Origin of the sequence: Halomonas sp. AOP12-B1-6 (assembly GCF_052379225.1) — a bacterium.
Classification (GTDB): Bacteria; Pseudomonadota; Gammaproteobacteria; order Pseudomonadales; family Halomonadaceae; genus Vreelandella; species Vreelandella casei.
Genome location: NZ_JBQSYK010000003.1, coordinates 651,355 through 673,712, shown reverse-complemented (window position 1 = coordinate 673,712; position 22,358 = coordinate 651,355). Strand labels below are relative to the sequence as shown.

Genomic DNA, 22,358 nt, shown 5'->3' with positions numbered 1-22,358 from the left:
AACTGTGCGTTGATGCTAATACCCCTTTTTCAAGAGACCCGACCCGCGTGAGCGAGACGCCAAGTGCACCTGCAGACGTAGACAAGCTTAATGTACCGCCTATTGAGCCAGCGGAGCCCTCGCTTGGGCGGCTGTTTGATGAACAGATCACCCAGCTGCCGGAAGATCTGTATATTCCTCCTGAAGCGTTGCGGGTCTTTTTAGAGACCTTTGAAGGCCCGCTAGATTTGTTGCTCTATCTCATTCGGCGTCAGAATCTCGATATTCTGACCATCAATGTGGCGACTATCACCCACCAGTACATTGAGTACGTCGAGCTGATGAAGGCCATGGAGATCGAGCTGGCCGGTGAGTATCTACTGATGGCCGCCATGCTGGCCGAGATTAAATCGCGCACGCTGCTGCCGCGCCCGCCCAAAGCTGAAGGTGACGACGAAGAAGATCCGCGCGCGGAGCTCATCCGTCGCCTGCAGGAGTATGAGCGCCTCAAAGAGGCCGCAGAAACGCTAGATACGCTGCCGCGTATGGGCCGCGATTGGTTCAGCGTGCAGGCTGGCCTTCCGCCGCTGGAAGCTCGCGTGATTCATCCTGAAGTCGAGTTGGACGAGCTGCTAAGTGCTCTGTCCGATATTCTCAAGCGTGCCGAGCTGGTTCAGGCTCATCAGATTAGCCGTGAGGTATTGTCTACTCGCGAGCGAATGCTGAAGATTATGGCGCAGCTAAGCCAAGATGCTGCTAGCCAGCGCTATACTCCCTTTGAAGCGCTATTTACGCTGGAAGAAGGGCGCCCCGGCGTGGTGGTGACCTTTATGGCGATTTTGGAGCTAGCCAAAGAAGCCATGATTGAAATTGTTCAGAATGCGCCGCTTTCGCCGATTCATGTGCGTGCTCGGCTTGCCGCCCTGGCTGATGGCGAGGAGAGCGCTTTTGAAGAGGGCGATATAGCTATAGAAGACAGCGTCTATTCAGAGTCTGCCTTTGAATCTGACGAGGAGCCACCATGAGTAACGCGCCCACCGGGCTAGACGAGATAGTAGAAGCGGCGCTTTTAGCCGCTGGTGAGCCGTTACCGCTAGAGCGTTTACAAACACTTTTTGTTAGCGGCGAATGCCCATCTCCGCGCGAGTTTCGTCAAGTGCTCGAGCGGCTTCAACATCGCCATTCACAAGGCGCACTGGAGTTGTTAGAAACGGTTTCGGGTTATCAGCTGCGTATTCGTCCGCGTTTGTCGCAGTGGGTGTCGCGGCTGTGGGATGAGCGCCCTCAGCGCTATTCACGGGCCTTGCTGGAAACGCTGGCGTTGATTGCCTACCGCCAGCCGGTTACTCGAGGCGATATTGAAGAGATTCGCGGGGTCAGCGTGAGTAGTTCTATCATGCGGACCTTGATGGAGCGCGGTTGGATTCGAGTGGTTGGCCACCGAGACGTGCCGGGGCGACCGGCTGTCTACGCCACCACGCGTAGCTTTTTAGATGATTTTGGTTTGAAAACACTCGATGCGTTGCCACCGATGCACACCCTGGCTAATTGGGATGATAGCGAGCTGCCTGAAAAGTCTTCTGACGTCGCTCCTGAAGGGCTAGACGAGACGCTTAAAACGGTGCAGGATGCGCCACCCAAAGTGGATGAAATAGCCACTGCTGAGATCACCACGGCTGAAATAGCCGATACACACGCCGAGACGGCGTTAACCCAGCCGCTGAGTTTTGCCGATCTTGAAGCCCGGCTCGCGGCACGTGCGCAACGCGTTAACGACGATGATAGCGCGCGCACGCAGACTAACGATGTGAGGTCAGATGACCATGAGTCAGAATGATACGACGACGCCCCCGACCGGCGAAAAGCTGCAAAAAGTTTTAGCCCGTGCAGGCCTTGGCTCGCGGCGTGAAATGGAAACGGCGATTTCCGATGGCCGCGTTAAAGTGAATGGCAAGGTGGCTAAGCTGGGGGATCGCGTTGACGCGCGCAATAATGTCAGCTTTGACGATCGACCGGTAACGCTGCGCTCGGAAGAGGAAGTGCCGCGTCGAGTGATCATGTACAACAAGCCGGAAGGCGAGCTGTGCACTCGCAAAGACCCTGAGGGTCGACGTACCGTGTTTGACCGCTTGCCGCGCTTAAAAGGCGAGCGTTGGGTAGCGGTTGGGCGCTTGGATATCAACACCAGCGGTTTACTGCTATTTACGACGGATGGCGAACTAGCCAACCGGCTGATGCATCCCTCCACCCAGGTAGAACGCGAATACGCGGTCCGGGTGATGGGTGAGGTGAAGCGCGAGCATATCCTGGCGATGGCCGACGGTGTCATGTTGGAAGATGGCCCCGCTCGCTTTACCGATATACAAGAGTTTGGCGGTGAGGGGATCAACACTTGGTTCCACGTTGTCATTCTTGAGGGGCGTAACCGCGAAGTGCGTCGTTTGTGGGAGTCCCAGGCGCTGACGGTTAGCCGTCTGAAGCGTGTGCGCTATGGCAACATCTTTATCGATAAGCGCGCCAAAGCCGGCGAATGGATTGAGCTTACTCAGGGTGAGGTAGATGACTTGTCCACCTTAGCCGGTTTGGAAACCCGTAAAGTACCCGTGTTAACGCCGGACGAGAAGAACCGCTGGAATCGCGATAAGCATAAGCGCAAACCGGTACAAACAATGCGTAAGCAGCAACGTCGCTAATACGTCTTCTCGGTTTTGGGCTGTAAATGGATATTTACAGCCTATTTTTTATTACCTTACTTGACGTCACTCGCTCTTCAGTAGCGCCTGAACTTACTATGCCGACTTTGCTAGCTAGCTTTTTGGCATAAGCTGAAGGTGTTAATCCACCAAATCCTTTTTCAGGCCTTTCTTCGCTGTATTCTCGGCGCCACGCCTCGGTAACTGCTTTAGCGTGATGCAAACTGGTGAGCACCGTTCAGTCAGGCATTCGTCACGAAAGAGTCCGTTAAACGATTCTATACAGGTGTTTTGATTGGGCGTGTTCATGGTTTGGTCACTGACGCAGCCTCAGATAAATCATGCAAGCTCCATAGCAGCCAAAGCTAAGATTTGTTCATGTAGTCCAGGTGCGACCTGGCATTGGCTGGTAGTACTCATGCATATAACGAGTAGCGCTTAATGCTCACTCATGCTACGTGACGCCATGAAGCGTACCACGTCGCGGCGTGAGGATGCGTTCACCACCTGTTTCTCAACACCACGTAGGGGATCTCCATCTCCAGCAGGAATTTGGTAAGAAGTCCCTGTAATCACATATTTTCGGCTTTAAGTTCTTGAAGTCGCCCCCGGTACGCTCATTCCACCAAACTTGCTGTGCCAGAAGTAATTATTCGATTCTGAGAAGTCATACTAACGACATAGCTCCTTCAGGGGCGGAAATCCCCTTTTGCTTCACTGTTGCCAAGTTTGCTGCAACGCGCCTTCATATCCGCTCTCCTGGCTAGTAGGGCCTGACTCTAAAGTATAGTGCTACTAAAGTAGAGAAGACGCCGAATTTGTGGCGCATTAGTCGATAAATATAATATTGCGATTATCATTTAAATGATCTAATTTGAATGAGCTCTATAGGGGATAGTGCTATTCTAAATAATTAATTTAATTTTTTCTAAGAGGTTGATTGTTCGATAATAAATGCTCTTCGTGACGAAGTGCTATAGGAGTGTGAGTAACAGTAATTATTGGTTTTATTTCTGTTGCTTTTGGTAATAATAATTAGGGGACGGCTATGAAGAAACATAAAAAGTGGGGAGTTGTATTTTCAGCTGCAGGGTTAACCGTAGCAGGCATCGGTCTTGCCACCACGGTTGTTGCTGATGGTTTTACGAATGTAGAGGCGCCAGCATCTGGCTTAAATGAGCGCTTTCAACGATATGGGGCTGCTGTTCCCATCGCCAGCTTGCAACGAGTAGGAGATGGTACAGGCAAGCTTACCAAGCAAGATGTTACAGAGTTGCTTGGAACCCCAAATGATTCACTGGCTATCGAGCAAGATAATAGTTGGCAATATAACGTCAACTTACCTTTGAATGATGAAGACTACCTTGTTTGTCAATACCAAGTTTCATTTGCGCAACAAGTGCTTGCGTCTTCGGAGTGGCGGCGACCACAGTGTAACCGACTGTTTTCAGAGCTTTCTGAGCATGCTCAGCCTCAGGTAATAAGTTTCTCAGCAGATTTTCTCTTTGGGTTTGATAGCTATGCCATTTTTTCACAAGGCCGAAGGGAACTTCAGCAGGCTGTTCAGGATGCTCAGGCCAGGCTTGGGGCTCGCTCCGTTCTAGTGACGGGCCATACTGACCAAATCGGCTCGGCAAAATACAATATGTGGCTTTCTGAGAAGCGCGCGCAAGCGGTAGCCGATGTGCTGGTACAGGGAGGAGTCAATCCTGAGCAGGTTATCTATATCGGCCGTGGTGAGAATGATTCGGTTGTCAGTTGCCCAGATCTCGCAGGAGCTAGTTTGAAAGAATGCTTAGCTCCTAATCGTCGAGTTGAAGTTTTATTTAATAGAAATACTTGAAGGAAAACGGTGAGAACCTGAAGTCGTTAGCGGGCGAATTATGCTGCATGATTATTAATAGTGACTGGGGTCACAGTGTTTTAGGAGTACGAAAAGAGTAATTTGAGTCGATCGTTGAGCAGATGTTTCTTGTGTTTAGTCCGATAAGTTTTTAAGGAGGTGTTAACAGCATTAAAAGAAATGCTAAGGGAGCATCAAAGCATAGGGCATTAAAACTAAAAACTGAAAGTAACAAAAAAATAGGTGGAGCATGGACAATGCATTCATAGCCGTCACTGCTAAAGCAGGCGGCGAAACGGTAGAAATACCTTCAGGAAGTGCTGTCGATCTGCAGGTGCCCAGTGTAGTTAAGATTTCTGTCGGGCCTGAAGACATCGCATCTTTCGATCGGTCGGGAATGGATCTGATTATTAACCTGAAGTCAGGGGAGCAGATAACCATTGCCGGCTTTTTTAATGTTTCGGACGGGGAACGCAGCGAGCTGCTACTCGAAGATTCCGATGGGGTCATTTGGTGGGGGCAGTACGAAACTCCTTGGTCAGGGTTTTCGTTTGCAGAGATCCAAGAGGCTGGTGAGCTGGCTGGGGGTGGGATTCCACTCTGGGCCCTCGCCTTAGGATTGATAGGCTTAGGTGGCGTAGCAATTGCGGCGGCTGACTCTTCTTCGGATAATGACAGCGACAGCAACGCTGATACCAGCGCGCCCGGCGTTCCGACGGTGGACAATGTCACCAATACCTTTGATGAAAATGGCGACCCAGACGGCACCACGGTGAGTGGCGTGGCTGAGCCGGGCAGCACAGTTGAGATTCGTGATGCAGACGGCAACGTCGTCGGCACAGGGAAAGCAGACGACGACGGTAACTACGAAATCACCACCGATGAGCCGTTGGCGGACGGTGAAGAGTATGACGTAGTAGCCATTGATGATGCAGGCAATGTCTCCGATTCGACCACGGTAACGGGTGATACCAGCGCGCCCGGCGTTCCGACGGTGGACAATGTCACCAATACCTTTGATGAAAATGGCGACCCAGACGGCACCACGGTGAGTGGCGTGGCTGAGCCGGGCAGCACAGTTGTTATTCGTGATGCAGACGGCAACGTCGTCGGCACAGGGGAAGCAGACGACGACGGTAACTACGAAATCACCACCGGTGAGCCGTTGGCGGACGGTGAAGAGTATGACGTAGTAGCCATTGATGATGCAGGCAATGTCTCCGATTCGACCATAGTCGACTTTGGCGATGATACTGACGCGGATGCGGATGCGGATGCCGACGCTGATGCAGATGCAGACGCTGATGCGGATGCGGATGCGGATGCGGATGCAGATGCCGACGCAGATGCTGATGCAGATGCGGATGCGGATGCGGATGCGGATGCTGACGCTGACGCTGACGCCGATGCAGATGCAGATGCTGATGCAGACGCCGATGCGGATGCTGATGCAGATGCTGATGCTGATGCTGATGCAGATGCTGATGCAGATGCAGACGCTGACGCTGATGCAGACGCTGATGCCGATGCAGACGCCGATGCAGACGCTGATGCTGATGCCGATGCCGATGCGGATGCGGATGCGGATGCGGATGCTGACGCCGATGCAGATGCAGATGCAGATGCAGATGCAGACGCAGACGCTGATGCCGATGCGGACGCTGATGCGGATGCCGACGCCGATGCAGATGCAGATGCCGATGCTGACGCAGATGCAGATGCAGATGCAGATGCAGACGCAGACGCTGATGCCGATGCCGATGCCGATGCCGATGCTGACGCCGATGCAGACGCCGACGCCGACGCGGATGCCGATGCGGATGCTGATGCTGATGCAGACGCCGATGCAGATGCAGATGCAGATGCAGATGCAGATGCCGACGCAGATGCAGATGCAGATGCCGATGCTGACGCTGACGCTGACGCTGACGCTGACGCTGATGCGGATGCTGACGCCGATGCAGATGCCGACGCAGACGCAGACGCAGACGCCGACGCGGATGCTGATGCTGATGCGGACGCTGATGCTGATGCTGATGCTGATGCTGATGCTGATGCTGATGCTGATGCTGATGCTGATGCTGATGCAGACGCGGATGCCGATGCTGATGCTGATGCAGACGCCGATGCCGATGCCGATGCCGACGCCGATGCAGATGCAGATGCAGATGCTGATGCAGATGCTGATGCAGATGCTGATGCAGACGCTGATGCTGATGCGGACGCCGACGCCGACGCGGATGCTGATGCTGATGCAGACGCCGATGCTGATGCTGATGCTGATGCCGATGCCGATGCAGATGCAGATGCCGACGCAGATGCAGACGCAGACGCAGACGCTGATGCGGATGCGGATGCGGATGCGGATGCTGACGCCGATGCGGATGCTGATGCCGATGCCGATGCCGACGCTGATGCTGATGCTGATGCAGACGCCGATGCCGATGCCGATGCGGATGCAGACGCTGATGCAGACGCTGATGCAGATGCAGATGCAGATGCAGATGCCGACGCGGATGCCGATGCAGACGCTGATGCCGACGCTGATGCCGACGCCGACGCCGACGCCGACGCGGATGCGGATGCTGACGCAGATGCGGATGCGGATGCGGATGCTGACGCCGACGCGGATGCTGATGCCGACGCTGACGCTGATGCCGACGCCGACGCTGACGCTGACGCCGACGCAGACGCAGACGCTGATGCCGATGCAGACGCTGATGCGGATGCGGATGCCGACGCGGATGCTGATGCAGACGCGGATGCAGACGCCGATGCAGACGCCGACGCGGATGCTGATGCCGATGCTGATGCTGATGCTGATGCTGATGCTGATGCCGACGCTGATGCTGATGCTGATGCCGACGCTGATGCGGATGCAGATGCAGATGCAGATGCCGACGCAGATGCCGATGCCGATGCAGATGCAGATGCAGATGCTGACGCGGATGCAGATGCAGATGCCGACGCAGACGCAGATGCCGATGCCGATGCCGATGCAGATGCTGATGCTGATGCAGATGCAGATGCAGATGCAGATGCCGATGCTGATGCCGACGCCGACGCCGACGCCGACGCTGATGCGGATGCGGATGCGGATGCAGATGCGGATGCTGATGCTGATGCCGATGCCGATGCCGATGCCGATGCTGACGCCGATGCTGATGCAGACGCAGACGCAGACGCAGACGCTGATGCCGATGCCGATGCAGACGCCGATGCCGACGCCGATGCAGATGCAGATGCAGATGCAGATGCCGATGCAGATGCTGACGCCGATGCTGACGCCGATGCGGATGCTGATGCAGATGCCGACGCCGACGCCGATGCCGATGCCGATGCCGACGCGGATGCTGATGCTGACGCAGATGCCGACGCCGACGCGGATGCTGACGCCGATGCAGATGCAGATGCAGATGCCGACGCCGACGCCGATGCAGATGCCGACGCGGATGCTGATGCTGATGCCGACGCGGATGCTGATGCGGACGCCGACGCCGACGCCGATGCGGATGCTGACGCCGATGCCGATGCGGATGCTGATGCTGATGCTGATGCGGATGCGGATGCTGACGCCGATGCAGACGCAGACGCAGACGCTGATGCCGATGCCGATGCCGATGCGGACGCTGATGCGGATGCGGATGCCGATGCTGACGCCGATGCCGATGCCGATGCCGATGCCGATGCAGATGCAGATGCAGATGCAGATGCTGACGCCGACGCTGACGCGGATGCAGACGCAGATGCAGACGCAGATGCAGATGCAGATGCAGATGCCGATGCAGACGCCGATGCAGACGCTGATGCCGATGCAGATGCAGATGCAGATGCCGATGCAGACGCCGATGCAGACGCTGATGCCGATGCAGATGCCGACGCAGATGCTGATGCAGACGCTGATGCGGATGCGGATGCCGACGCAGATGCAGATGCAGATGCAGATGCAGATGCAGATGCTGATGCTGATGCTGATGCCGATGCCGATGCCGATGCCGATGCCGATGCCGATGCGGATGCCGATGCGGATGCGGATGCGGATGCGGATGCCGATGCAGACGCTGATGCAGACGCGGATGCTGATGCTGATGCTGATGCTGATGCGGACGCCGATGCCGATGCCGACGCTGATGCTGATGCTGATGCCGACGCCGACGCCGACGCCGATGCAGATGCCGACGCGGATGCAGATGCAGATGCTGATGCCGATGCAGATGCAGACGCTGATGCCGATGCCGATGCCGATGCCGATGCCGATGCCGATGCTGACGCCGATGCTGACGCCGATGCCGACGCGGATGCTGATGCCGACGCTGATGCGGATGCCGATGCGGATGCCGACGCCGACGCTGATGCCGACGCTGATGCTGATGCTGATGCTGATGCTGATGCTGATGCTGATGCTGATGCTGATGCTGATGCCGACGCCGACGCCGACGCCGACGCTGACGCCGATGCAGATGCTGATGCCGACGCCGATGCGGATGCAGATGCAGATGCCGATGCAGATGCAGACGCCGATGCAGACGCTGATGCGGATGCGGATGCAGATGCAGATGCTGACGCCGATGCTGACGCCGATGCGGATGCTGATGCAGATGCCGACGCCGACGCCGACGCCGATGCCGATGCCGATGCCGATGCCGATGCCGACGCGGATGCTGATGCCGACGCAGATGCTGATGCCGATGCCGACGCAGATGCAGATGCAGATGCGGATGCGGATGCGGATGCAGATGCGGATGCTGACGCCGACGCGGATGCAGATGCTGACGCCGATGCGGATGCTGACGCCGATGCCGATGCCGATGCTGATGCTGATGCCGATGCCGATGCCGATGCCGATGCCGATGCTGACGCAGATGCAGATGCCGACGCAGATGCCGACGCCGATGCCGATGCGGACGCAGATGCCGATGCCGATGCCGACGCTGATGCGGATGCGGATGCAGATGCAGATGCAGATGCGGATGCTGACGCCGACGCGGATGCAGATGCAGACGCCGACGCCGATGCAGATGCCGATGCAGACGCTGATGCCGATGCAGACGCTGATGCCGATGCAGACGCGGACGCGGATGCTGATGCCGACGCGGATGCTGATGCCGACGCGGATGCCGATGCCGATGCTGACGCCGATGCGGACGCCGACGCCGACGCAGATGCCGATGCGGACGCTGATGCAGATGCCGACGCAGACGCAGATGCGGATGCGGATGCAGATGCCGACGCCGATGCAGACGCCGATGCTGATGCCGATGCCGATGCCGATGCTGATGCCGATGCTGATGCCGATGCTGATGCTGATGCCGACGCGGATGCTGATGCTGATGCGGACGCCGACGCCGACGCAGATGCCGACGCAGATGCCGATGCGGACGCTGATGCTGATGCTGATGCGGATGCAGATGCCGACGCCGATGCAGACGCAGACGCAGATGCCGATGCCGATGCGGATGCCGATGCCGACGCGGATGCTGATGCTGATGCGGACGCCGACGCGGATGCTGATGCTGATGCCGATGCGGATGCTGACGCCGATGCCGATGCCGATGCCGATGCGGACGCAGATGCCGATGCAGATGCCGACGCTGATGCGGATGCGGATGCGGATGCAGATGCGGATGCGGATGCTGACGCCGACGCGGATGCCGATGCAGACGCCGACGCCGACGCCGATGCAGATGCAGATGCCGATGCAGACGCTGATGCCGATGCAGACGCTGATGCCGATGCAGACGCGGACGCGGATGCTGATGCCGACGCGGATGCCGACGCGGATGCCGATGCCGATGCTGACGCCGATGCGGACGCAGATGCCGATGCGGACGCTGATGCGGATGCCGACGCAGATGCCGACGCAGATGCCGATGCCGATGCAGATGCTGATGCAGATGCTGATGCAGATGCTGATGCAGATGCTGATGCAGATGCCGACGCAGATGCCGACGCAGATGCAGATGCAGATGCAGATGCAGATGCAGATGCCGATGCCGATGCCGACGCTGATGCTGATGCTGATGCTGATGCTGATGCTGATGCTGATGCTGATGCGGATGCGGACGCCGATGCTGACGCAGATGCCGATGCCGATGCTGATGCTGATGCAGATGCAGATGCCGATGCTGACGCCGATGCAGATGCCGACGCAGATGCGGATGCGGATGCCGACGCCGATGCTGATGCCGACGCCGACGCCGACGCCGACGCAGATGCCGACGCAGATGCCGATGCGGACGCTGATGCTGATGCGGATGCAGATGCAGATGCAGATGCCGACGCCGATGCAGACGCAGACGCAGACGCAGACGCAGACGCAGATGCCGATGCGGATGCGGATGCGGATGCCGATGCAGACGCGGATGCTGATGCTGATGCTGATGCGGACGCCGATGCCGATGCCGATGCCGATGCCGACGCTGATGCTGATGCTGATGCCGACGCCGACGCCGACGCCGACGCCGATGCGGATGCAGATGCAGACGCTGATGCTGATGCCGATGCAGATGCAGATGCAGATGCAGACGCAGACGCAGACGCCGATGCCGATGCCGACGCCGACGCCGATGCTGACGCAGATGCAGATGCAGATGCAGATGCCGATGCCGATGCCGATGCCGATGCTGACGCAGATGCAGATGCAGACGCCGATGCCGATGCCGATGCGGATGCAGACGCTGATGCCGATGCCGATGCCGATGCCGATGCCGATGCCGATGCCGATGCCGATGCTGACGCTGACGCCGATGCTGACGCCGATGCCGACGCGGATGCTGATGCCGACGCTGATGCGGATGCCGATGCGGATGCCGACGCCGACGCTGATGCCGACGCTGATGCTGATGCTGATGCTGATGCTGATGCTGATGCCGACGCCGACGCCGACGCCGACGCCGATGCAGATGCTGATGCCGACGCCGATGCGGATGCAGATGCAGATGCCGATGCAGATGCAGATGCAGATGCAGACGCTGATGCAGACGCTGATGCGGATGCGGATGCAGATGCAGATGCAGATGCAGACGCAGACGCAGACGCAGACGCAGACGCCGATGCCGATGCCGATGCCGACGCCGATGCCGATGCTGACGCAGATGCAGATGCAGATGCCGATGCAGATGCCGATGCCGATGCCGATGCTGACGCAGATGCAGATGCAGATGCAGATGCAGACGCCGATGCCGATGCCGATGCTGACGCTGACGCTGACGCTGACGCCGATGCTGACGCCGATGCTGACGCAGATGCCGACGCGGATGCTGATGCCGACGCTGATGCCGATGCCGATGCCGATGCCGATGCCGATGCGGATGCCGACGCCGACGCCGACGCGGATGCCGATGCCGATGCCGACGCAGATGCCGACGCAGATGCAGATGCAGACGCAGATGCCGACGCGGATGCTGATGCTGACGCAGATGCAGATGCCGACGCCGACGCCGACGCCGACGCCGATGCTGATGCCGACGCGGATGCGGATGCGGATGCTGACGCAGATGCAGATGCCGACGCAGATGCTGATGCTGATGCAGACGCCGATGCTGATGCAGACGCCGATGCGGATGCGGATGCGGATGCGGATGCGGATGCTGACGCCGATGCAGACGCAGATGCTGATGCTGATGCCGACGCAGATGCGGATGCGGATGCTGACGCGGATGCGGATGCGGACGCCGATGCCGACGCTGATGCTGATGCTGATGCTGATGCTGATGCTGATGCTGATGCTGATGCAGACGCGGATGCTGATGCTGATGCGGACGCCGACGCCGATGCGGATGCGGATGCTGACGCCGATGCCGACGCAGATGCAGATGCAGATGCAGACGCCGATGCGGATGCTGACGCCGATGCAGACGCAGATGCTGATGCCGACGCCGACGCCGACGCCGACGCCGACGCAGATGCGGATGCGGATGCGGATGCGGATGCGGATGCCGATGCGGATGCTGACGCGGATGCGGACGCCGATGCCGATGCGGATGCTGATGCTGATGCTGATGCTGATGCTGATGCAGATGCAGATGCAGATGCCGACGCAGATGCCGACGCAGATGCGGATGCCGATGCGGATGTCACCGCCTACGATGACCTGGCATATGCCGATGTAGGCCTTGCGCCTGATGTATCAACCAGCGCGGACTCTGGCAGCCAATTCTTGCTGCTTAATCTATTCGGAGCTTCAGAATTCTACGAGTTCACAGTCGAAGAAGGCTCAGTGGGTGGTTTGAGTTTCGATGCTAATGTCGGCTCCCTGGTTAGTTTGTTCGATGGTGCTTTCATCGACTTGCAAGTCATGGAGAACGGCGAATGGGTATCTCTGTCAGACTCGGATAGTGGTTTAGGCTTGATCGATGTGCTCGGGATCTTCGGTTCGTCTGCTCAAGTTGAAGCAAGCGAGTTAGAAGCTGGTGAATATCGTGTGGTATATGGAAGCACTAATGTTCTGGCTGCTGGCTCGACCATCAACTGGGCGGTAGAGGTCACTGATACTAGCTTGACGGATTTTTCCGGTTTGCCGGGGGATCCGATCAGCGGGAACGTGATTACTGACCCCAGTTTCGTCGAAGGCGAGCAAGACCAGCTGGGTATCGATGACCTGGCGGAGCTGAATATCTTAGTGGATGGCGTGTTCGTTGACGCGGGCACTGGAACGGTGGTTGAAGGCGAGCATGGGCAATTGACCATCGATGCTGATGGCAACTACACCTATGAGCCCAACGGCGATGCCGAGAGCGTTGGTCAGGTTGAGGTCTTCGAGTATCAGTTAGTGCATCCTGATGGCACTACCGATACGGCAAATCTGTACATCCGTATTGATAGTGAGGATGCAGATCTGGTCTGGGATGATAGCGATCTGTCTGCACCAGCTGTCACAGTGGAGGCGAACGACGATTTAGATAGTGCTCAGATCGAAGTAGTCAACATAGTGACCACAGAAGAAGTGCCAACGGCGATTCAGTATACCTCTGTACTGGTGTTTGGTGGTTCTGGCACTTTCGACTTCTCTATCAGCGATGAGACGGTATCGGATGTCACTATCGATGTTAGCTCAAGCGGTTTGGCCAATCTGCTGACGAATATGAACTTCACGCTGTCTGAGATGATTGATGGCCAATGGGTTCAGTTTGCAGATGGTAGTGATGGTGGCCTAATCGATATCATTGGTATCGGAGCGGACTCTATTCAGGCAACCATGGAAGCTCTGGCCGCGGGTGAGTATCGGTTGGAGGTCAGTAACGCTGGTCTTGGACTGCTTACTAACATCACTGCCGGCGTGTCCTTCGAGACGACTCACCTGACAGAAGTTGTGGCGGGTGATGTGTCTGGTGCCTCGGGTAATGTCATCGTTGACGACCATCTTGGGTCCGATAACACTGCGGTTAGCGTGATGAATGGGGATGGTGTGTTCGTCATGCCAGGGCATGGTGGTCTGGTGGTCGAGGGCGAGTATGGTCAGCTGACCATCATGTCCAACGGCGATTACGAGTACGTACCCAATGGCGACAACCTCAATGGGATTGGTCAGACTGACAGCTTTACCTACAAACTGACCCACCCGAATGGTGATGAGTCGGAGGCAACGCTCACCATCGACATTGAGGCGCATCCAGATAGTGTCGAAGGATGGGAGGACGTGCTGGCTGAGCTTGATGTTGTGGCCAATGATGATAACGGTATTGCAAGCATTGACTCGACTTTCCGCGTGGAGAGTGGCGGCCCCGATGCATCAGCACCGGATGAGAGCATTGCTGCTAATGTCAATCCGTTTGGTGGAAGCTTAACCCGTTCGACGTCTCTAACGTTTACGGTGGATGAAAACAGGGAAGCAGGCATCACACTAACAGCATTGTCGCCAGACATAGCACTGTTAAGTGATTCACTGGTGGTCACGATTACGGGGCCTGGCGGCTTCACTCAGAGCTTTAACGGTGTGGGAGGACTCCTTGGGTTGGGAGGATTGGGCGTTGCGCAAGAGCTAAGTGGGCTTCAGGAAGGCTCTTATGACGTAACCGCCACCTACGCGCGTCCAAATGGCATTAGCACTGGCGGTACGCTGTCGCTCTCTTACGAAACTGACAGCACCACATTCCTTGATGAGTTTGTGGCCGCAGACACTAGCTCGGCTATAGGAAATGTGTTGGCTGATGACAACCTTGGCTCGTCATTTACTGTGCTGCAGGTTGAGCAGAATGGTGATTGGGTGGAGGTGGTCGACGGCACGACTGTTATCGGGGATCACGGGACACTGACCATCAATGCTGATGGCAGCTACTCGTATGAACCGAATTCGGATCTGGAGGATATTGGTGGAGTTGATAGTTTCACTTATCGCCTTGAGCATCCGAACGGCACCGTCGACGATGCAATGTTGTCGATTGATGTTGAGCATGGTGATGGTCCTTACGTGCCACCAATGATGCTGAGTAGCTTTAGTCTTGGAGATATGGACTTCGGTGATAATGCCGATGAGCTGGTATTCCCCGAGTCTGAGGACAGCAGCGAAGAGAGTGGGCTAGCAGCAAGTAGTGCTGAAAGCGCGGAGGAGGTGCCGATGGATGACTTCTTCGAACCTCAGGATCCGCTATCCGATGAGTTGGATCAGAACACGCATGTGTACTGATTAGTACTCTAACGTTGGCATAAAACCCGCCAAAGCACCGGGCCTTCGGGCCCGGTGTGTTTTCAGGGAACTACGGCAATTAGCATCTACGGCTAGTTCAAACTGTAAGCAAAGTTTTTTGCCATCTATATCGCTTGACAGTGGCGGTGTTTTTGGGAAAACGCTTGAATCAGATTTAAAACGTCAGCCAAGCAAGAAAAAAACAAACAGAAAGGGGTAGGGAGTGAGGCGAGATATGAGAGTGCCTAATGCTGACAAACGAAACAACAAGGCCCCGTATATCGTACGGGTATTGACGGTCAGTTTTTTGACGTGGGGCGGGATGCACAATGCTTGGGCACAGGTGAGCGACCAGCAAGCACTGGATGGTGTAATTAGCCAACAAACACATGGTGTTCAAAATCTGACAATGAAAGATGCCGTGCAGCAAGCAGTTGCGTGGTACCCCTCTATAACGGAAACGCTGGGGCGTTTATATCAGCAAAATGAGCAGGTGGCCGTGGCGCGTTCGGGGTATCTACCCCAGGTCAATGCGGGCATATCATCGGAGTACAGAACGTCTAGCAGCCAAACCGAAGATGCCTTTAATGTTACTGCTTCACAGCTTCTCTATGATTTCGGTAAAGTGTCTAATGACGTGAAAGCCGAACTGTTTGGTGTGGAGCGTGACCAAGCCAGGGTACTTTTGGCGATAGACCAGCTAGCACTTGAGGCAGGGCAAACAGTTGTTGAAATTCTGCGTTTTGAAACATTACTAGGTATTGCAGACGAACAAGTGAGTGGTGTAAGTGACATTCAGGCACTGGCGGCCAAGCGTGCAGAGCTAGGTGCTAGCACACAGTCGGATGAGATACAGGCACAGTCACGCGTGGAGGCGGCTCGAGCGACACGCGAACAGTTTCAGTCTCAGCTGAATATTTGGCGCAATAATTTAAGTAGGCTTATAGGGGCTGAAGGCCTCGTCAGTGTTAGTGACTCTCTTCCTAATGGTTTAACGCAGCTATGCGAATTAGCTTCGGATCAATTTAACAACGTGCCAGAAATTATGGTGGCCGATGCGCAGCGTGAAGAAGCAAGAGCACAAATCGCGAGGCGCCAAGCAGATTTTTACCCAACTATTTCGGCGCAGGCAAGGTTCAACCAATTCATTAACCAAACGGGTGATGGAGACGATACTGATGTCTCGTTGGGATTGAATTTATCCAGCAGTCTTTATCAAGGAGGAGCTACTCGTGCGCAACGGCGCTCCGCAGACTATGTGCTACAAGCACTGGAAGCATCTAAAGATAACATTTTAATTGATCTACAAAGAAGTATTCGGGATGCCCAGGAGCAAACACGAAGCGCCATAAGTCGTATTAGTATTTTAGAGGCAAGGGCTAGCAGTATAGTGAGAACGCAGGAGTTATATCGCCAGCAATACCTGTCATTGGGAACTCGCTCGCTGCTGGATTTGTTAAACGCAGAAGAGGAAATACACCAGTCACGCTTTGATCAAGAAAATGCGCGTTACGACATGTATTCTGTTCAACTTGATTGCCTTTATGCGTCGTCAGGTTTTCGCAGTATGTTTGAGATAAGTGATGAAGCTGTTCAAGGGGTTAGTCTTTCGCCATAGCGTTAAAACCTCATCGACGGGTTTTTTACTTCAATCTTTTTAGAGTTTAAGGTATATATAATGTCAAGTGAGTACACTGAAAGCATTCGTGAGGCGAAAGAAGTAAATTTTGATCATTGGATAGAAGCGTTAGTGATGGTAGCCCGTCATTACCGTCTAGATTACTCAGCGGAAAACGCAAAAACAAGCTCGGCCTGGAATCAAGGAATAGCACTGCCAGACGCACTTCGCAGCATTGCTTATCAACTTGGTATGACGCTAACTATCCAGCCTTTTAAAGCAAAGTATATTACTCCTTGGCAATTGCCGGTTGTTGTTCAGTTTGAAAATGGGCAGTTGGCGGTTGTTGAAACACTCAGCAGTCAAAATGAGGTGGGATTAGTCTATTGTGGGGATGGGAGTGTCAAAAATAGGCTTGCCCTGAGTGTTCTTGAACAACATGCCGTCGGCGTTTTTATACCTCGTCCGGCACGTTCGGTGCCAGATTCACGTGTAGATGAATATGTAAAACCATACGAGAAAAACTGGTTAAGAAAAATTGTTCTTCGAGATTTAAAGCCGTACGGTCATATTATGTTGGCTGCCTTGATTGCCAATGTCTTAGCTCTAGCTGGCATCATATTTACACGCCAAGTGTATGATCGCGTTATACCCGCTGAGTCACTCTCGACACTTTACGTGCTCTTTAGCGGTGTTGTCGTTGCACTGATTTTTGATTTCTTTTTGAGACGAATACGAGTGCGAGTGACAGACTTGCTTGGGAAGCGTGCCGATTTACGCATGTCTGATAAAGTATTTGGTCATGCGCTTAGAATTAAAAACTCACAGAGGCCTACTTCAACGGGTACGTTTATTTCTCAGATTCGTGAATTGGAACGTGTCAGAGAGATGATGACATCTACAACTGTCACCGCTTTTTCAGATATGCCTTTTTTTATTCTTTTTTGTTTTGTTTTTTGGTATGTTGCAGGTTCTTTAGTATTCGTTCCTATAGTTGCTCTTTTTGTTATGCTACTGCCTGCATTTATAGCTCAGCGTAAGTTGAAAAAATTGGCTAATGAATCAATGCGTGAATCGTCATTGCGAAATGCAATGCTGGTTGAATCTGTTCAGGGCATAGATGATATAAAAGCTCTTCAAGCAGAGCCGCGATTTCAAAATCAATGGAACCATTATAATGCAGAGGTGGCAGATTCAAATCTTAAGTTAAGATATATTACAAACTCTTTGAGCGTCTGGGGGCACACTGTTATCACGGGTGTGTTTGCTACAGTGGTGCTATTTGGGGCGCCAATGGTAATGTCTGGCGATCTAACCACCGGTTCGTTAGTAGCAGCTTCTATTTTGTCTTCTAGAATGCTTTCACCTATGTCAGGTTTGACACAAGTGCTTGGAAAATGGCAACAAGCTAAGGTGGCCACTGAAGGGCTTAACAAAATAATGCAGCGCTCTACTGACTACCCTGAAGCAGAAAAAAGCGTACATCGACCGGTGGTGAACGGTGAATTCCATTTTAATGAAGCCATCTTTAAATATAGCGATGATGCCAAAACTCCTTCACTGTACGTTAAGGCGCTACGGATAAAGTCTGGGGAAAGAATTGCTGTGCTTGGCCGTAATGGCGCGGGAAAGTCTACTCTACTGCAGGCTTGTTCAGGCATGTTAGAGCCCCATGAGGGCGAGCTGACGTTAGATGGCATCCGCCTTTCACATATCGACCCTGCTGATGTAAGACGCGATGTTTTTTTCCTTAGCCAGCATGCGCGATTGTTTCATGGCACTATCCGTGAAAACTTATTGATGGCTAAGCCATTAGCATCTGATCAAGATCTAATTGATGCTTTGGAAATGTCTGGTGCGATGGGTTTCATTCGGAAGCTTCCTGATGGTTTGGATCATATTGTTCTAGAAGGTGGTGCAGGCCTTTCGGGGGGGCAGAAGCAGGTACTACTACTAACACGCAGTTTTCTTCGCCAGCCCAACGTATATCTTTTTGATGAGCCCACTGCTTCGCTGGATGAAGGTTCCGAAAAGCTAATTATTCAATCGCTTAGCTCACTGTCTAATAGTAAGACACTCGTTATTGCAACGCACAGAATGGCGTTATTGAGCCTGATGGAGCGAATTATTGTGATTGATAATGGGCGTATCGTGATGGACGACAAGAAAGATAAAGTACTTGCCCAACTGACGCGTAAACCGGCTACTGCCAAAGATAGGGCAGGCTCACCGCAAAATCGGCAAGGTAAGGGTGGGGAGGAGCCATCATGATGCAGCCAAGTAATCGCCAAACAGGTTCAGAAGATGCGCTCTTTCTTGATTTTGATGGGGACACGCGCTACAGCCAAGAGGTTGATGATGCGAACGTGGTTCGATCAACGCGTATTATCTGGTGGGTATTGGCCGTTTTTTTGGGGTTGGGTGTATGGTCCTATTTTGCAGAGCTTGTCGAAGTGTCTTCGGGTAGTGGCAAAGTGATTCCCTCCTCCAGAGAGCAAGTTGTTCAGTCACTTGAGGGTGGTATCTTGACTACCCTTAATGTAAGGGAAGGGGATATCGTGGAGGTTGGGCAAGTACTTGCTCAGCTAGACCCGACACAGTCTGAATCAAGCGTTGGTGAAACGGCGGCTAGATACCACGCAGCCTTGGCACGAGTCAATAGGTTAGAGTCGGAAGTAAATGAAGAACCTTTGATCTTTTCGGAAGAGCTTAATGCTTATCCCTCCTTACTGACCAGTGAACGATTGTTGTACGCCACAAGAACGAGAGCATTAGGGCGCTCGCTTGAAGGTATTGAAGATACGTTAGCGATAGTGCGTGAAGAGCTAGGCTTAACAAGGTCGCTGGTTCAGGTTGGGGCAGCAAGTAATGTGGAAGTGCTAAGGCTACGTCGCCAGGAGTCAGAGCTACAGCTCCAAGCTGCTGATGTCAGGTCAGAGTACTTTGTTTTAGCGAGGGAAGAGCTATCAAAAGCTCTTGCTGACGTTGAGGCCTTTTCTTCTGTGGTCCGGGGGCGCTCAGATACGCTCTCTCGGCTCACAATGCTCTCACCAGTAAGAGGAGTGGTAAAAGATGTTGAGGTGACAACGACCGGCGGAGTTATTCCACCCAACGGTCGATTAATGACCATTGTACCTTTGGATGACCAACTGCTAATTGAAGCGCGTATCTCGCCACGAGATATTGCTTTTATTCATCCACAACAATCTGCCAGCGTTAAGATAACAGCTTACGATTATAGCACTTATGGTGGTATGGAAGGGGAGGTCGTGACAATTTCCCCTGACACGGTACAGGATGAAGTGGACCCCAATATTTTTTATTACCGAGTATTTGTCAGAACTGAAAGCGACTCGTTAGAAAATGATACAGGTACGAAATTTGCTATTGTGCCAGGCATGATTGCAACTGTGGATATACGTACGGGAAGCAAAACGGTCTTGGAGTATTTGATAAAACCAATGAATAAGGCCAGAGAGGCAATGAGGGAAAGGTAGTGGTGAAATCCCCCAATACCTTGCCTTCATTACTTAACGCTTTATATCGCTCATGATGCTATATAAAGCGTTAAGCAGCAGCGCGTCATTTGTTGAATCGCTGCGGTCTGTATTGGACCATGACTTTGGTCTTCGCCTCGTATTGCTACTGATTTGGCGATCAAGTCTGTCAAAGGATGCTAAAGCATTAATGATTGCTGTGGCACCATGTGTGCTTGCCTGACTGTGTATAACCTGGCTTCCATCGAGATAGCGCCGCGCCATTAAATTTTCAGAGTAGTTCCGCTCTCCTGGCGTTGACGGCGAGATAATGCCTATAAATGTCATCCAAAAAGGAGCGGCGTTATAGGATTTCGCAAACAGTTCGGCCTCTTCTTCCTGTGTATCTGGTATATGGTCCATTTGGTACTCTCGCTCGCCTAATAGGCCTTCCGCCCAGCGCGCCATTCCTTCTAAGTACCAACTATTTTTGAATACAGTATAGCCATATTGATAAAGGTGGAATAATTCGTGGGCAGGTGTGAGGTTACCTGTTTGAAGTTCATTGGAAAGTCCTATCAGTAGTACGCAGGGCTTATTTAGGGCTGTTAGATCGCGATGTGGCGGATCGAATGCCACTCCATTGGCACGCAGGTCACGCATGCCTATATAAATCTGATTAACGCTCGCGCGCTCATAGCGATCTTGATCAAACGGATGTGTAAAGCCTAAAGCCTCCAGCACGTCACGCATGGTAATTAGTTGCAACATAGTGTCTTCAACAATATCCGGGATATCGTTATTGTTGAAATCTGTCTGATCGGCAAGTGTATTGTCTCCGCTCAGATCATAGAAAATGACAAATTCTTCGGCGCTATAATGCTGTTGGTAGTGATCAGACGATGTGCGGTTAGAGCATTCATGCTGCACCGTACTTAGCGCGAATACTGGGCAGGGCAACAAAAAAGACAGTGTTACCGCAGCTATCATTCGCGTGTTGTTCATATCAGACCTTTCATGGCTTTCTATCGTTCTATATAGGAGATGTTTTTCATATCTTCACTGATCATAGCAAGCCGAATGTTATTGATGTCTTTTCCCTTTGCTATCAATGCAGCGGCTTTCTTGCCGTGCTCACTTAGTGCGTGACGTTTAGGCAGGGGGGCGTGAGCGTAAATATGGTGAACAGTTAGCCCTTCTTGTTTCAACTTATTGACATAGATTACTTGGGAGTAGAAAGGGATGGCCTGGTCTCTAGGGTCTGAAATAATTATAATAGTGGGCTGCGGATCCTTGGGTATCTCTTTTATTGCAGCCGTCGGATCATATAGCATTTCTAGTGAGTATTTTTTCACACCAGGAGTACGACGGATTTTTCCCCATCGTTGTGTTAAAAGATGTACTGGTAGAAGTCCTGCAGTGATTACTGCGGCAGATACGTCCTTGCGAAGATTTAGCATGGCGGCTGTGATTTGCCCTCCGCCTGACTGCCCTACGATTATAAAATCTTTAATTTGATGCTTTTCTTTCAATAGGTTGAGTGACTGATTTAGCAGCTCAATTTCAGAGGTTTGGCGTCTTTTTTCATGGTTTCCTGATGAACCAAAGGTGCCAGGGCGGCCTATATGAATAGCTGGGATGTTTGCATCGTCAGCCCACTGTTGCATCATTTTTAAGACTTTTTTAGGCGAATTTGATTTGTATCCTGGTGGAACTAAACGTTCACCCTTATTCGTCCTCAGAAGCAGATCGCCCGGAATGAAAACCATCACTTTTGGGTTTCCTGAGGCGCTTAGCCCTGCAGGGTAATAGCGAATGCACTCGCTAGCTTGCTGTGTTTCTGCCCACAGTGAAAAGGGAATGCTGGCCGCATGTTCTGCAGTGCAAAAGGTGCCATGTAAAACGTCGCTAGCGCTGAAGTATTCATCTTCTAGTGGTACTGAAAGTAGCTGCGGCTCTTGGGGAGTATAGGCCGGTAAGTGTCCTCTACGCAGGATTTCGGCATTGCCTATGCCTAATCTGGCTTTGATGACAGTGATGTACCATCGTAGTTTTTTTTTGATTTTTTTGATGATGCTCATAGCTTGTCTCTAATGGTTTTCATTGCTATTGCTGTCACGTCAGT

Annotated in this window: 11 protein-coding genes and 2 pseudogenes; 10 read left to right on the top strand and 3 right to left on the bottom strand. The window is 53.3% G+C overall.

Features of this window, described 5'->3' with window-relative positions; all coding sequences use genetic code 11:
- Positions 1–47 precede the first annotated feature (47 nt).
- From ACT3TR_RS12120 to rluB, 3 genes are read left to right on the top strand one after another with little or no spacing between them, the layout of a single operon-like run.
- On the top strand, positions 48–1,004 hold the full coding sequence (locus ACT3TR_RS12120) for a segregation and condensation protein A (RefSeq protein WP_444625098.1): 957 nt from the start codon (positions 48–50) through the stop codon (positions 1,002–1,004).
- Positions 1,001–1,816, top strand: a complete 816-nt coding sequence (gene scpB, locus ACT3TR_RS12115; protein WP_444625099.1) for an SMC-Scp complex subunit ScpB — start codon at positions 1,001–1,003, stop codon at positions 1,814–1,816. Before ACT3TR_RS12120 ends, scpB begins: the two co-directional genes overlap by 4 nt.
- Positions 1,803–2,672 carry a 23S rRNA pseudouridine(2605) synthase RluB gene (gene rluB, locus ACT3TR_RS12110; RefSeq protein ID WP_192536106.1) on the top strand — a complete coding sequence of 290 codons (870 nt, stop codon included), beginning with the start codon at positions 1,803–1,805 and terminating at the stop codon, positions 2,670–2,672. The genes scpB and rluB overlap by 14 nt, the downstream gene beginning before the upstream one ends.
- Before the next feature lie 34 nt (positions 2,673–2,706).
- Here the strand turns inward: rluB and ACT3TR_RS12105 are convergent.
- Positions 2,707–2,972, bottom strand: a pseudogene (locus tag ACT3TR_RS12105) (integrase core domain-containing protein); the annotation flags it as partial.
- Positions 2,973–3,720: 748 nt separating this feature from the next.
- On the opposite strand from ACT3TR_RS12105, the gene ACT3TR_RS12100 reads away from it, so the two are divergent.
- From ACT3TR_RS12100 to ACT3TR_RS12070, 7 genes and pseudogenes are all read left to right on the top strand, one after another.
- Positions 3,721–4,515 (top strand): OmpA family protein, encoded by a 795-nt coding sequence (locus tag ACT3TR_RS12100; protein WP_444625100.1) that lies wholly within the window; start codon positions 3,721–3,723, stop codon positions 4,513–4,515.
- 250 nt (positions 4,516–4,765) lie between these two features.
- Positions 4,766–5,038 (top strand): annotated as a pseudogene (locus ACT3TR_RS12095) (BapA/Bap/LapF family prefix-like domain-containing protein); the annotation flags it as partial.
- A gap of 724 nt (positions 5,039–5,762) precedes the next feature.
- Positions 5,763–12,626 carry a hypothetical protein gene (locus ACT3TR_RS12090; RefSeq protein WP_444647233.1) on the top strand — a complete coding sequence of 2,288 codons (6,864 nt, stop codon included), beginning with the start codon at positions 5,763–5,765 and terminating at the stop codon, positions 12,624–12,626.
- A gap of 47 nt (positions 12,627–12,673) precedes the next feature.
- On the top strand, positions 12,674–15,139 hold the full coding sequence (locus ACT3TR_RS12085) for a BapA/Bap/LapF family large adhesin (protein ID WP_444647235.1): 2,466 nt from the start codon (positions 12,674–12,676) through the stop codon (positions 15,137–15,139).
- 235 nt (positions 15,140–15,374) lie between these two features.
- Positions 15,375–16,757 (top strand): TolC family outer membrane protein, encoded by a 1,383-nt coding sequence (locus ACT3TR_RS12080; RefSeq protein ID WP_444625101.1) that lies wholly within the window; start codon positions 15,375–15,377, stop codon positions 16,755–16,757.
- A 60-nt stretch (positions 16,758–16,817) separates the two neighbouring features.
- The gene (locus ACT3TR_RS12075) at positions 16,818–19,028 is read left to right on the top strand and encodes a type I secretion system permease/ATPase (protein WP_444625102.1); all 2,211 of its coding nucleotides are present in this window, start codon (positions 16,818–16,820) and stop codon (positions 19,026–19,028) included.
- A complete protein-coding gene (locus tag ACT3TR_RS12070; RefSeq protein WP_444625103.1) occupies positions 19,025–20,254 on the top strand; it encodes an HlyD family efflux transporter periplasmic adaptor subunit in 1,230 nt (409 codons plus the stop codon). The genes ACT3TR_RS12075 and ACT3TR_RS12070 overlap by 4 nt, the downstream gene beginning before the upstream one ends.
- 33 nt (positions 20,255–20,287) lie before the next feature.
- Here ACT3TR_RS12070 and ACT3TR_RS12065 read toward each other — a convergent pair whose 3' ends face one another.
- The gene (locus ACT3TR_RS12065) at positions 20,288–21,238 is read right to left on the bottom strand and encodes a hypothetical protein (protein ID WP_444625104.1); all 951 of its coding nucleotides are present in this window, start codon (positions 21,236–21,238) and stop codon (positions 20,288–20,290) included.
- Between the two features lie 20 nt (positions 21,239–21,258).
- Positions 21,259–22,314, bottom strand: coding sequence for a hypothetical protein (locus ACT3TR_RS12060; RefSeq protein WP_444625105.1), 1,056 nt, complete (start codon positions 22,312–22,314; stop codon positions 21,259–21,261).
- Positions 22,315–22,358: the final 44 nt, after the last annotated feature.